Here is a 13,421-nt window from a genome sequence, read left to right on the forward strand (position 1 = left end):
GGGCCCAAAAATCAGGCTGTGTTATGGGATGGCCAGGGATGCGACCCAATCAACCAAGGGGTTGAAGTCCTCACCGGGTAGTTATTTCGCCCATTTCAGCTCTATTTCATACCCGAAGGTCTCGCACCCATACTTGGTATTATACTGTATTGCCGTAAAATGTTAACCTAATTTGAGATTAAATCATGCTCTCTGACTGAATGCTAACAAAAAAATGGAGATTTCATGATGATTCTCAATAAATCTTAACAAATACCCAAGTATTTTCACTTGGTTAAACCGTGTTCGAGAGCATAACGGACTAATTCAGTGCGGCTATTAGTTCCAGTTTTAGTAAATAACCGACTCACATATTTTTCGACATTGCGGACACTGGTTTCTAAACGGCTGGCTATTTCTTTATTCATTAGTCCTTGAGCGACTAAATCTAAAACACTTTGTTCTCTGGGTGTTAGGTCAATTTTAATGGGGGAAGGACTCAAATTGATGCCAGTTTTACCCTTGAGCATATTTTCAATGCGGGCAATTTGTCCAGCTAAGGCGGTAATATCTGGGGTGCCTTCTTCGGCTTCCTGGCGGGTGGCGGCTCGACGTTCTAACAGGTTTTTAACAATGGCTACCAGTTCTTCTGGGTCAAAGGGTTTAGATAAATAGGCATCACAACCGGCTTGATAACCTTGAATGCGATCGCCTTTCATACCTTTAGCAGTTAAAAACACCACAGGAAGTGCTTTAAATTTGGGTTCTGACCGCATTTGTTCGAGGAATTGATAGCCGTCAACTTCCGGCATCATAATATCAGTAATTACCAAATCTGGTAGATTTTGCTGTAGTAATTCCCAGCCCAGTTTAGCATTCTCCGCGACATCTACAATAAAGTTACTGTCCTCTAAATAGGCTTGGACAGCTTCCCTTAATCCCGGTTCATCATCTACTAATAAAAGTCGAGGAGATACTGGGGGTATTTCTTCCCCTTGTGGCTCATTTTCTGGGATTTGATTTGACATTTTTATAAAGTTGATAAAAGTTAACAGGTTTGATGACTTATCAGCCGAAGCCGGGGAAAGTGGATCTCTCCTCAACCCTAGACCCAAGGGAGGGGGTATTTAGTAGGGTTGAGGAAAATTTACCTGTTTTGGCTGGTGGGGTATCTGTTTAGACTTGATGGCGATCGGTTAAAATTTCGTAGCCGTTTTCAGTCACTAATACAGTATGCTCAAATTGGGCAGATAAGGCGTTATCAACCGTAACTGCCGTCCAGCGATCGCTAAGGATACGGGTAAATCGAGAGCCAGCGTTTAAAATAGGTTCAATGGCTAGGGTCATACCTGCTTTGAGCTTGACATTAGGTAAATCATAGGTGCGGACATTAAACACCGAAGGTTCCTCGTGCAGGTTTTCTCCTACCCCATGACCTGTAAACTCTTGGACAATCTGAAAGTTATTAGCTTCTGCGTGGTCTTGAATAGCTCCAGCGATGTCTAGCAAGTAGGCTCCAGCTTTGACTTGTTCAATGCCTTTATACAGACATTCTTCAGCCACTCTAATCAGTTTACTAGCTGATGGTGTCACTTCACCAATAGCAATAGTGATGCAGGAGTCTCCATGAAAACCCTGGTAGTAGGCTCCTGTATCGACTTTTACCACATCTGAGTTACGGATCACCTTATTTTTACGGGGGATACCGTGGACTACTTCGTTATTAATGCAGATGCAAATACTAGCCGGGAAGCCGTGATAGCCTTTAAAGCTAGGAACAGCGCCTAATTCCCTAATCCGCCTTTCAGCGTAGGCATCGATTTCTGCGGTAGTCATACCAGGTTTGATCTGTTGTGAGATCTCTTTGAGGACTGTCGCGACTATTCTACCCGACTCTCGCATGATTTCGATTTGTTCGGGGGTTTTAATGCTGATACCGCCACGGCGTTTTTTAATTTGGGGGGGTTGGGGTTGGGGTTGGGCTGGGGGTGCTGGTTTGGAAATTAAATCGCTAAACAGTTTTCTCATTATCTCGAAGATTGGATCAATGGAATTTTACAGGGGTGCAATATCTTATTGTAGAACACCTGTTGAGGAATGTCTGGGTTATATGGGTCTGAAACATTCAGTATTATTACTCATGGTAGCAATTCCGCGTCAGAGGCTGACCGTAGAAATCAAAACAGGAAGAAGGTTTGTGATAGTCTCTTCCTGTCTTGGTTGCGTTGCTAACAGTTTAGTGGTGGGTAATCCTCAAATTTCATCCCAGCCACTCACCCCAGAAGACATCACATAACTGGTAACACTGGCTTCAAAGAAGTTCGCCTTAGTGTGAGCTTCTTTTTTAGTATCCGAGAAACGCTCTAAATGAGTATAGGGACTCTTTTGGTATTTGGGGTCACTATAGAGGGATTCTAAACCAATAGAACGCAGTCGGATATTAGCGAGATATTTAGTGTACTGTTCTGTACTGTGTTCAGTAATTCCCAAAATGTTGTTACCAACAATATGATTGGTCCAGCGGCATTCATGTTGAACAGCCGCATCGAACATTTCATAAATCCGGTCTTGGGAATGGGGAAAAATTGCCATAGCTTCCGGGATAATTTTCTGGAATAACCGCACATGAGAAAGTTCGTCCTTTAATGTTCAGTAGGGGTCGCTATTCCCTACCCGCTTGATTTAAGCAGCTACCCGTCGCCGAATAGAACAGACCATATCACAATCCTTAGCTTATGTAAGAAGGATTCCCCCCGCTTCGAGTCGCTTGACTCTACTCCATTTCTGGATGGTCTTTGCACGTCCCTTGTTCATAACAGTTACCAGATTTTAACTCTGACATAGTTTGAACATTCTGCTAATTAGCATAGGTTTCGCTCAGGATTATCTCAATGAGACTTCCCCTGAATTCAAGGGGTTTTCTATTATCATTACTGACAATAGCCGCTAACATTAACGGTTAATCATCTTGAAAATATCGGCACTTCCAGGCATTAACATTCGCGATGCCAAATTGTAGAAGAAAATGAACCCATTATAAAAGTACATTCCTTCTAACAAGTAATCTGCCATCAATGAGACAAAGTAATTTTCCGGGGTGGGATCATCAACATATTCTTGATAAAGTCCGGCGATAAACTCACATCGATCGCGTAAAACTTTATCGGTGCGCCAAAAGTCATAAACGTAGTTTCTCCGTTCCGAAGGAATGATAGTTTCAATCATGTATTGATAACTCTGATTGTGCATTCCTTCTTGAGAGATTTGTTCGGCCATACAGAGGCTGACTTCTGGGGCAGTTACACTATTTTTCAGATACGGAATGTTGCAGGTTTGAATGGAATCCAAGAAAGTTAAATAAGATAGAATTCCATCAAATGCCGTCCGTTCATCAGGGGTTAAATTAGTGTAATCGACAACATCCTGGGTGATGTCTAATTTTTCAGGTCATTGATGTTCAACAACAGTCGCTAGGTGTTGCCCGCTTTATTCAAGCTGCTATGTGTCACCACATAGATCGGACTATATCATCATCTCTTGTGAAACAAAAGAGCCCCCCGCTTCGACAGTCAACCGCTTACTGCCTACTCCATAACCTGGATAGTCTCTACACCTTCTCAGTATCTGTGAGCTGGGCACGGGATTGTCTGTAGTGCTATATGCGATCGCCATTAGCGCAAAAAAACCTTTTCTTTGTTTAACATCAACTTGGTAAGGTTCCTTGTCGGTTATCCCCAGTTTTGGCGAACCATGCAACTCCAGAGTTCCCCCGTTTTCAAGGGGTTTAATCTGGGCTACCTAATTAACCCAGAAATTTTCGCGCATTTGCTTGTATAAACCGACTGCCCAAGAATAGCGAACATCATTGAGTTGCATTAGGTTGGTAGTCTCGCCAAACCACATTGAACGGTGAGCCACATCATCGTTACCATCAGGATTAAAGATGGGATTGAGGGGCATTTTGTTGATTTGCTTATTGTTGTGACCGTTAAAGTTTAGTACAAGCGTCATTTTTTCCATCCAAAACGGGAGTTTTTGTTGATGTTCATCAATGCTGAAAAGTTGTATTTATCAGCGGCTGATTTTCATCAACAACACTAAACTAATCGGGAGAATTTAGGATGCCCCCGACCAGAAGTTTAGTGGTAACGGATATTATAGCTAATTTGCACAAGCTGTGCAGGCATCGTCGGATTCTTGAAAGCTGTCCCGCTGAACTGTCCTCACATAATAGATGGCTTTGCACCCCTGTTCCCAAGCAGCCATCAGGGTGTCAAAGATATCTTTAGCTTTAAGGCTGCGCGCGGGTTCCTCGGGGAAATATACGCCTTGATTGAGGTTAAACATCAACTCCATTGATATTCCTGTATCAATCCATTGCTGCATGGCAGCTACGGCTTTGACAACAATTTGCTGGTCTAGGGTTTTATTCTCTGGGTAAAACCAGAAGTTGTCTTTAATAAAGGGAGGCGCAATGGGGACGGTTCCTTTAGCCCATTTGTCATAGAAGAAACGACTATAACAGGGTAATACGCTGGCGGTACAACCTTGGACTAAGGATGATGATGTGTTGGGAGCAATGGCGGTTATATGAGAGTTCCTAATCCCATATTTTTGGATATCTTCGCTTAATTCTTTCCACCTTTGTTTATCGTCGGCGTGGGTTAAAAACCAATCGACTGGTTTAGCACCAATTAACTTACCTTGACTCCAGGAACTTCCAGCAAATGCCGGATAAGCCCCCCTTTCTTTGGAGAGTTCCATTGAGGTTTTAGTGCAGTAAAATCCGATATCTTCAAACAGGTTGCTAATTTCCTGTAAATGGCTATAGGAAAAACGCCGTTTGGCTAACCAATCCGCTAACCCCATGACACCCACGCCAATGGTGCGATAACGTTGATTATGGTCAATACTGGCTTGAAATGGTGGGTGAGTAATTTCGATGGTGTTGTCTAAAATGCGGACGGCTATTTCGCAAATATTGGGTAGGTCTTGCCAATCTAAATTAGAGAGATTTAGACTATTTAAGTTGCAGGTATGGGCGAGTTCCCCTGGTTTGACGTTAGACCAAGATTCTTGGCACAAGTTACCCCCAGGAATATATCCTTCGTGTTGGTTAGGATTGGCGGCGTTGCTAGTATCTTTAAACCACAGATAAGGCATCCCGGTTTCTACTTGCGATCGCATAATGTTTTTAAACAGTTCCCTAGCATTTATCCGCTTATATAGTTTTAATTCATAGTCTAAAGACGCTTCTATTTTTTGATAAGCTGACTCAAATTCTTCACCCCATAATTCTGATAATTCTATGCCCAATTTTACCCGGACTTCGTAGGGGTCTATCAGAGTCCAGTTTTCGCAGTTACGCACCCGGCGCATGAACTCATCAGAAATGACTAATTGAGGGAAAATATCATAAGCCTTCCGGCGCTGGTCTCCATTCTCGGTTTGCATCTCCAAAAATTCGAGAATGTCTAAATGCCACACATCTAAACTGACGGTAATTGCGCCAGCGCGACGGCCTCCCTGATTGACAGCAATGGCGGTATCATTTAACAGTTTAATCCAGGGAATCACGCCACCGGATGCGTTAGGCTTACCCATTACCCAGCTACCTGTTGCCCTAATGCGGCTGACATTTACGCCAACACCGCCGCCATTTTTGGAAATCCGGGCAGCGTCTTTAATGGTGTCAAATATGTTCTCTAAATTATCATCCATACCGATAATAAAACAGGAACTCAAAGACCCGTTAGGAATCCGCAAATTAGCTAAAATCGGGGTGGCTAAAGAAATCTGACGCAGGGCGATCGCTTGATAGAATTTCTGCGCCCAAAACATTCGTTTTTCTGGGGCTTCGACTACGGCTAATAATAAGGCACAAGATAATAAGGCTTCTTGGGGTAATTCCTCGGGTAATAAATAACGTTTAGTTAGTAAAACCGCCCCCGCATAATCATAATCTTTATCCCATTGGGGGTTAATCCAGCTTCCCGCTTCTCTCAACTGGTCGGGGGTATATTTTAATAAGCGCGCGTCATACTGACCAGATTTCACTTTGCTAGTAACGGTTTGGCAATAATCCTCATATTGGTAGCCACGGCTAACTAGGGTATCTTTCCACAAGTTCCAAATATGCAGCCTCCCGGCTACATACCGCCAGTCTGGGTCTGAGGGGCTACACAACTCTAAGGCACAACCTATTAAGTTATCCTGAATTTCCCTGGTGGTGACTCCATTTTTCAGGCGAGTGGTCAGTCCAGCTTCCAAAGTAATGGGGTTAGCATCTAAGCCTTCACAAGCCCAGTTGACGACTGCGCGAATTCTGGACACATCCAAAAGAGTTAATGATCCATCCCGCCGGATTACCTGAATTTGGCGATTGAAGGGGGTATCAGTTGTGGTTGATAGGGTTTGCATGGTCTGTTTCTGTCTGGAATTTGAATCAGCTTTACTAATTTACTCTATATATATATTTAGTGACAGGTATTGACAAATTTCTCGTTTTACGCTATATCTAGTGCTAAATGGCCCAATTAATAATTTTTAACAGTTGGGGGTTTCTGTATAAATTGATACAATCCTCTGTTAAATAATCGAGATATTGTAAAGTAATAAGTAGACTGTATTGTAGCGATCGCATTTTTAACTTTTGTGTCTACTCTATCAACGAACACCAACCTATCTCCAGAAGAACGCATAGCCTTAGATGACAAGCTCTCCCAGCGTTTTATTCAACTCGATCCGGGGGGCTATTTTATCATTTATATTGACCGGGACAAGGGCTTAATTTGCGCGGAACATTATAGCAACGATATCAACGAACAGGGTCTAGCTGTGGATCCAGACACGGGGGAACCTTTCCCGTGTAAAGGGGAACTCAAGCGGACTCCGATTGGTATTTACCGGGGAAGAACGGCGAAAGAATTAGGTATTAAAATCACAGAAGAAGCAAGTACCTGTCCGCTGACTTGTTTTGATCATGCCCTATACCTGGGGCGGGAGTTCGTCCGGGCGGAAATGGCTTTAGTGAATGGACAGGATTACATCCAGGACTAAATTCTAGTCGATGTAGGTCTGCTGGTAGGGACAGGAAAACGGGAGGCTAGGTAAAACCCACCCGCCTCCGTTGGATTCAGAGATTTTGGGGGTCTGATGCTACAGGTCGCCCCCACGAAACGCCAACAATACGATCACCACCGGGCCAGCAATCACAATCAGTGATAGCATTAGTAACTGGGCGATCAGTTCAAAATTGACATTGCTGAACAAGTTGGTAATAAAGTCCATTGTTCCTCCCAAAACTTCCCAAAGCGATGATATAAACCAAGGTCTAATCATATCAGGCGATCGCCCAATTATTTTAAGGAACGTTACAAAACTCAACAAGCGCGATGGTGAATTTGTGGCAAGCTGTCCCCAAAAGAGTTAAAATATCTGAAAACTGCTAACCCAAGAGAATCGTTCAGTATACTGCCGTGACCGAAAAAAACGCCTACAAAGACACGGTTAACCTGCCCAAAACCAAGTTTGATATGCGGGCTAATGCCGTCAAACGGGAACCAGAATTACAAAAATTTTGGGCGGATAACCAGATATACGATCGCCTCTGTGAAAACAATCCGGGCGATCGGTTTATAATTCATGATGGCCCGCCTTATGCCAATGGACAGCTACACATAGGCCACGCCCTGAATAAGATTCTCAAAGATATTATTAACCGCTACCAAACCCTACAGGGGCAAAAAGTCCGCTATGTGCCGGGTTGGGACTGTCACGGACTCCCGATTGAATTGAAAGTGCTGCAACAGATGAAGCAGTCAGAAAGGGAACAACTCACCCCGCTAACTTTGCGTGAGAAAGCGCGAGATTTTGCCCTGAAAACCGTTGAAGAACAAAAAACCCAATTTCAACGTTATGGGGTGTGGGGAGACTGGGAAAACCCCTATTTAACCCTAACTCCGGAATACGAAGCGGCTCAAATTGCTGTATTCGGTGTTATGGTTCTCAAGGGATACATTTATCGGGGTCTAAAACCAGTCCATTGGAGTCCGAGTTCCAAAACAGCCCTGGCGGAAGCAGAATTAGAATATCCCGAAGGTCACACTTCCCGCAGTATTTATGCGGCTTTCAGAATTACGAGTTTAGCGGAATCGGTGCGAGAGTTACTGAGTCCATATTTACCGGATTTAGGAGTAGCAATCTGGACGACTACGCCTTGGACGATTCCGGGAAATTTGGCAGTTGCTCTGAATCCAGAATTAACCTATGCGGTGGTAGAAACTCAAGGGGATTCAGAAAGTCCTATTGAGTTTAAGTATCTGTTGGTGGCTGCGGAATTGGTGGAAAGGTTATCAGCTACTTTTCACACTAATTTAACTGTGAAAGCTACGGTGAAAGGCGCACTGCTAGAAAATTGCACCTATAAACATCCTCTATTTGACCGTGAAAGTCCGATTTTAATTGGTGGTGATTATGTGACTACTGAATCGGGGACGGGTTTGGTTCATACAGCACCCGGTCACGGTCAGGAAGATTATATCGTAGGTCAGCGTTATGGTTTACCTATACTTTCGCCAGTAGATGAAAATGGTGATTTTACGGAGGAGGCGGGAGAGTTCGCGGGTTTAAATGTTCTCAAAGATGCTAATGGCGCGATTATTGAAGCGTTACAAGAGGCGGGTTCTTTGATTAAAGAGGAACCCTATCAACATAAATATCCCTATGATTGGCGGACGAAAAAACCGACAATTTTTAGGGCGACAGAACAATGGTTTGCATCGGTGGAAGGTTTCCGTGAACAGGCTTTAGAAGCTATTAAACAGGTGCAGTGGATTCCCTCCCAGGGAGAAAATAGGATTACGCCAATGGTAAGCGATCGCAGTGATTGGTGTATTTCTCGTCAGCGCAGTTGGGGGGTTCCCATTCCAGTTTTTTATGAGGAAGAAACGGGGGAACCTCTGCTAAATGAGGAAACGATTAACCATGTAAAAGATATTATTGCTCAACACGGTACTGATGCTTGGTGGAAACTTTCGGTTGAGGAATTACTGCCGGAATCTTACGTTAATAATGGCAAGAAATACCGCAAGGGAACCGATACTATGGATGTCTGGTTTGATTCGGGTTCCTCTTGGGCGGCGGTGGCTAAACAGCGCCCAGAATTGGCTTATCCGGCTGATATTTATTTGGAAGGTTCTGATCAACATCGGGGTTGGTTTCAGTCTAGTTTATTAACCAGTGTGGCTAATCATGGGATTGCACCTTATAAAACTGTGCTAACTCATGGTTTTGTGCTGGATGAAAAGGGATATAAAATGAGTAAATCCCTGGGAAATGTGGTAGACCCGGCTGTGGTTATTAATGGGGGCAAAAATCAACAACAAGACCCCGCTTATGGTGCGGATATCCTGCGTTTGTGGGTGTCTTCGGTGGATTATTCGGCGGATGTACCTTTGGGTAAAAATATCCTGAAACAGATGTCGGATGTTTACCGCAAAATTAGAAATACGGCGCGGTTTTTGTTGGGGAATTTGCATGATTTTGACCCAGCAAAAGATGCGATCGCTTATGAGGATTTACCGGAGTTAGATCGGTATATGTTGCACCGCATGACGGAAGTGTTTGCGGAGGTGACAGACGCTTTTGAAACTTACCAGTTTTTCCGATTCTTTCAGGTAGTGCAAAATTTCTGTGTGGTCGATTTATCCAATTTCTATTTGGATATTGCGAAAGACCGACTATATATTAGCGCGGAAAATGGTTTCCGGCGGCGCAGTTGTCAGACTGTTTTGGCGATCGCCCTAGAAAATTTGGCGAAAGCGATCGCGCCTGTCCTTTGTCATACGGCAGAGGATATCTGGCAAAATATACCATATTCTACGCCATATTTATCAGTATTTGAATCTGGTTGGGTTCGGTTAGATGAAGCCTGGAAAAAGCCTGAATTAGCAGAGTTTTGGGTGAAATTACGGGAGATTCGCGCCGAGGTTAATCAGGTGATGGAACAGGCGCGCAAAGATAAAATGGTGGGTTCTTCTCTGGATGCTAAAATCTTGCTATATGTGGCAGATGAAAAATTGCGTCAACAGTTAGCGGCAATGAATCCAAATCCGGCGGAATTTAAGCAGAATAACGGCGTTGATGCTTTGCGATATCTGTTGATTTGTTCTCAGGTTGAGTTACTGGAAAATCCAGATAAACTGGCAGATTTGCAGTATAAAAGTGAGTCGGAATTGATGGCGATCGCTGTGGTGAATGCTGAGGGCGAAAAATGCGATCGCTGTTGGAATTACTCTGTCCATGTCGGTGAGTCTTCAGAACATCCCACCATCTGCGAACGTTGTGTTTCGGCTTTAGCCGGAGAGTTTTAACCACAGACACCGGGTTTCTCCCAACCCGGTTTCTTGAGAAGAAATGGAGCGAGCGATCGCCGATTAATTAGCTAAATCAATCAACTCGCTGGATGCAAATAAACAGCCTCTTTTGATGCTAAACTGGGTCAGTTAGAAGGAGTCAAATTGCTATGAAACCCAAATTAACCCAAGCTGAGATAGAGGCGATCGCACTTCTAACTACTCCCGATCCTTTGGTCTATGATTGGAATATCCCACGAACAGCGATCGCGCTTATTACTGCCCAGTCCAGTGAATTTTAACCGCCCAATTATCACCTCAATGAAACAGGAGAGAAGATAACTTCTCTCCGCTATAACTATAAATTGATGTATAAGGTTAATTGGCTTGCTACTTTGTACCTGTCCGACTCATCCTGAAACCATAGACATAAATATCAGCAAATCCATAACGTTGTTCTTTTTCCCGCCATTTCGCCAGCCCAATTTCGCTTAAAAAATTGGCAAATTCATCAAATTGAGAATATATTTCTAGTGCGTTATTCTGCCATATTTGTTCCAGTTGTTCTCGGGAAGGTAAAGCAGGAACACCTTCTAATGAATCAAAAAATTTACATAGATCGGGATATTCCTGTTTAATGGCATCACAACGTTCCTCTGATGCCTTTTCTAAACCAATCTCCAGAGATTTTCCGCGAAGTAAGCGATCGTCAGTTGGAGACTTAACTGATGTTTGCCCTTTATAAGTTAACTCCTGCTCTCTTGCTCCTTGAAGTAAAGCACTTAAACTGCGGGGAAAGGCAGTGCCATTTAAGTCCGATAAACGTTCGTAAACCCATCGATAAACATATTTAGCTTTGTTGCCAGTTCGACGACGAATTCCCCACAATAAATCGAGGGCAAGATTTAAGTTGTCTTCACTAGCATTATCAATATTTTCCACAGGTGCAATGCGATCGACTAAATCTTTAAAATCTCGTGATTGCATAGCTTGACGAAGGGCTAATCGCAAAAAATCTATCCTTGTCCACCGCAGGAATAGATCGCGTCCATTAAAGTGACTTTTATTGTCAAAGTTTAAACGGTTCCATATATCTTCTCGCAGAAAAACTTTAAATCGAATAGACGTTAATCGACGCGCATCGCAAGCCTGAATCAGTTGGAATAAACCAGTTAAAGCGTCTTGTCTAACTCCATCTGTTTCTGGGAAGTCTTCATCTAAATCGTCATATAAAAGCCAAATTGTTTGATTTTTATGCCGTTGCTGTTCATTCAGAATATCCAAGGCATCTGACAAAAGAAGTCTTAAATTTGAATCCGTTGATAATTGAATTAATGCTTGAGTATGTTCAATCTGCCAGTTTTCTTTCGATAGTCTTTTTAAAATTTCGCGTAACGTTTCAAATTTAGATTTCTGATTTCCTTTTTCTGGTAGTCTCAACTTGTTGGATTGAAATAATCGCAGGATTAAGTACGATCGCCATAAAGCTTCCCAATTCCCATTCCTATCGGTTAAATTATTATGAATAATTTGAAATTCATTGCGGGTGGGGCGACTGTTTTCAAATCCACCATGGCCAGATAAAAAACTTACGGCATCTAATCGACCGCGAGCTAACTGTTTAGCCTTTGATTCATGTTTTAATAGAAGTAAGTAAAGTGCTGTTTTTCCAGTTCCTTTGCGACCTCGGATCAGACAAGTTGTTTCATCTAAGAACTTATCAAAATTAGCAGTTCTTTGAAACAGTTCAATCAGGTTAGATTTTGGATCGGCAGCATTTAAGGCAGGAAATTGGAGGCTTTCGATAATTTTCCAGCGTTCAGAAGTATCTTTACCGGGCAATATTTCTCCTAAGCGAAGTTGATTAGTATCTTCATCGATTAAGTTAGCAATTCGGTTGTAGTAATCTAATAATCCGGTTACAGGATAATCCTCAGCCAGAGCAATTGGTGGCAGATAAGGAACTACCAATGGTTCTGCTATTTCCGATTGAGTATCATCTGAGTCATACCCATTTTCACTCAATTCATCTTGAGCGATTTCCTGCTCAATGACTTGACGCAAAATCCCCCAAAGCTTTGTCACTTTAGCCATTCCCATATCGCTGATATCGGGAACGGGTGAGAAGACAAAATTCATTGACAGCTTGCCAAAAGAATTAAGTGATTTGAGGAGAAGATCGATCCCTTGCCGATTTTGCTCATTGGGAAACAAAAATATAATAGCTTCATCAGCCGCTTGTAGTAAAGATAAAGCCCCCCATTCATTGATTCCGGTGCGAGAATCCACTAAGATAACGTCTGGTTTTAGCTGTTCTTGAATTTCACGACTAAACATAGACCAGAGGGTTTCACCATTATCAAGAATCATAGTGGCTCTGAGATCATCAACTTTAGAAATATAATCAAGACTTAAAGATCCCGCCGGAACAATAAAGAGTCTTCCTGTAGCATCAGGTATTGTCACTTCGCCAAATATCTTGGTGATTAAAATATTAGGTTCTAACCCTTCAGGCAAATAAGAACGCTCATAAAAATAATCCACAATACCGAATTGAGGGAGTGGGTTTAAGCTAAAAGCTGTACTTAAACCGGGCGCTTCTAAATCTAAGTCAACAGCTACAACTTTACGACCGCGCATAGCCAAAATCCAAGCCACATGGGTTAATGCAGTTGTTCGACCGACTCCCCCCTTAAAGGAATAAAATGTGACTGTGCGAGGAATGCGGGGTTGAGGTTGAGGATATGGGGATTGATTTTGTGGATTTGCAGCCCACAATGCTAAATCTTGCCAAGTATTTATGGAACTTCCCTTTACAAGTGGTGGGGCTGACAAATTCAGGGATCGTGCTTCTTCTACTGCATATAAAGAAATAAAACCTGGGGATATATTAATCTGAAATTGACTCAGGATGCTCTGCAATTGCTCCTTTCGCTGCGACATCGATAAGCCTGTAAATTTATTACTGACAATCGTCAAATTCAGAAGTCCAGAAGTTGAAATATTAATGTCAGTCCATTCTTGCGAACTTTGCACATAGCTGTCCGTAATCTGCCGTTTCAGTAATAGTTGCCAGGTTTCTTCCAT

The 13,421-nt window shown here is 42.9% G+C and carries 9 protein-coding genes and 2 pseudogenes; 3 read left to right on the forward strand and 8 right to left on the reverse strand.

Going from position 1 to position 13,421, the window contains the following annotated elements:
- Positions 1-266 precede the first annotated feature (266 nt).
- The 6 genes and pseudogenes from P5683_RS10085 to P5683_RS10110 form a co-directional block, all read right to left on the reverse strand.
- A complete protein-coding gene (locus P5683_RS10085) occupies positions 267-1,007 on the reverse strand; it encodes a response regulator transcription factor (protein WP_006624244.1) in 741 nt (246 codons plus the stop codon).
- Positions 1,008-1,155: 148 nt separating this feature from the next.
- The gene (map, locus tag P5683_RS10090; RefSeq protein WP_006624242.1) at positions 1,156-2,007 is read right to left on the reverse strand and encodes a type I methionyl aminopeptidase; all 852 of its coding nucleotides are present in this window, start codon (positions 2,005-2,007) and stop codon (positions 1,156-1,158) included.
- Positions 2,008-2,232: 225 nt separating this feature from the next.
- Positions 2,233-2,613, reverse strand: a pseudogene (locus tag P5683_RS10095) (ribonucleotide-diphosphate reductase subunit beta); the annotation flags it as partial.
- A 318-nt stretch (positions 2,614-2,931) separates the two neighbouring features.
- Positions 2,932-3,414, reverse strand: a pseudogene (locus tag P5683_RS10100) (ribonucleotide-diphosphate reductase subunit beta); the annotation flags it as partial.
- A gap of 363 nt (positions 3,415-3,777) precedes the next feature.
- Positions 3,778-3,990 carry a hypothetical protein gene (locus P5683_RS10105; RefSeq protein ID WP_006668400.1) on the reverse strand — a complete coding sequence of 71 codons (213 nt, stop codon included), beginning with the start codon at positions 3,988-3,990 and terminating at the stop codon, positions 3,778-3,780.
- Positions 3,991-4,140: 150 nt separating this feature from the next.
- On the reverse strand, positions 4,141-6,399 hold the full coding sequence (locus P5683_RS10110; protein WP_187758270.1) for a ribonucleoside-diphosphate reductase subunit alpha: 2,259 nt from the start codon (positions 6,397-6,399) through the stop codon (positions 4,141-4,143).
- A 234-nt stretch (positions 6,400-6,633) separates the two neighbouring features.
- On the opposite strand from P5683_RS10110, the gene P5683_RS10115 reads away from it, so the two are divergent.
- The gene (locus P5683_RS10115) at positions 6,634-7,038 is read left to right on the forward strand and encodes a DUF4346 domain-containing protein (protein WP_006624239.1); all 405 of its coding nucleotides are present in this window, start codon (positions 6,634-6,636) and stop codon (positions 7,036-7,038) included.
- Between the two features lie 99 nt (positions 7,039-7,137).
- Here the strand turns inward: P5683_RS10115 and psb30 are convergent, their stop codons facing one another.
- On the reverse strand, positions 7,138-7,269 hold the full coding sequence (gene psb30 / locus P5683_RS10120; protein ID WP_006620174.1) for a photosystem II reaction center protein Ycf12/Psb30: 132 nt from the start codon (positions 7,267-7,269) through the stop codon (positions 7,138-7,140).
- Positions 7,270-7,457: 188 nt separating this feature from the next.
- On the opposite strand from psb30, the gene ileS reads away from it, so the two are divergent.
- Positions 7,458-10,352 (forward strand): isoleucine--tRNA ligase, encoded by a 2,895-nt coding sequence (gene ileS / locus P5683_RS10125; protein ID WP_006624237.1) that lies wholly within the window; start codon positions 7,458-7,460, stop codon positions 10,350-10,352.
- 152 nt (positions 10,353-10,504) lie between these two features.
- A complete protein-coding gene (locus P5683_RS10130) occupies positions 10,505-10,636 on the forward strand; it encodes a hypothetical protein (RefSeq protein ID WP_257720171.1) in 132 nt (43 codons plus the stop codon).
- 88 nt (positions 10,637-10,724) lie between these two features.
- Here the strand turns inward: P5683_RS10130 and P5683_RS10135 are convergent, their stop codons facing one another.
- On the reverse strand, positions 10,725-13,421 hold the full coding sequence (locus P5683_RS10135) for a ParA family protein (protein WP_315639820.1): 2,697 nt from the start codon (positions 13,419-13,421) through the stop codon (positions 10,725-10,727).

Source organism: Limnospira sp. PMC 1279.21 (assembly GCF_032349615.1).
Classification (GTDB): Bacteria; Cyanobacteriota; Cyanobacteriia; order Cyanobacteriales; family Microcoleaceae; genus Limnospira; species Limnospira fusiformis.

What these genes read in the sequence shown, in the direction of transcription:
- P5683_RS10085 (WP_006624244.1), bottom strand. Translation starts at nt 1,007, where the DNA reads ATGTCAAATCAAATCCCAGAAAATGAGCCACAAGGGGAAGAAATACCC.
- P5683_RS10135 (WP_315639820.1), bottom strand. Translation starts at nt 13,421, where the DNA reads ATGGAAGAAACCTGGCAACTATTACTGAAACGGCAGATTACGGACAGC.
- P5683_RS10130 (WP_257720171.1), top strand. Translation starts at nt 10,505, where the DNA reads ATGAAACCCAAATTAACCCAAGCTGAGATAGAGGCGATCGCACTTCTA.
- map (WP_006624242.1), bottom strand. Translation starts at nt 2,007, where the DNA reads ATGAGAAAACTGTTTAGCGATTTAATTTCCAAACCAGCACCCCCAGCC.
- psb30 (WP_006620174.1), bottom strand. Translation starts at nt 7,269, where the DNA reads ATGGACTTTATTACCAACTTGTTCAGCAATGTCAATTTTGAACTGATC.
- P5683_RS10110 (WP_187758270.1), bottom strand. Translation starts at nt 6,399, where the DNA reads ATGCAAACCCTATCAACCACAACTGATACCCCCTTCAATCGCCAAATT.
- P5683_RS10105 (WP_006668400.1), bottom strand. Translation starts at nt 3,990, where the DNA reads ATGACGCTTGTACTAAACTTTAACGGTCACAACAATAAGCAAATCAAC.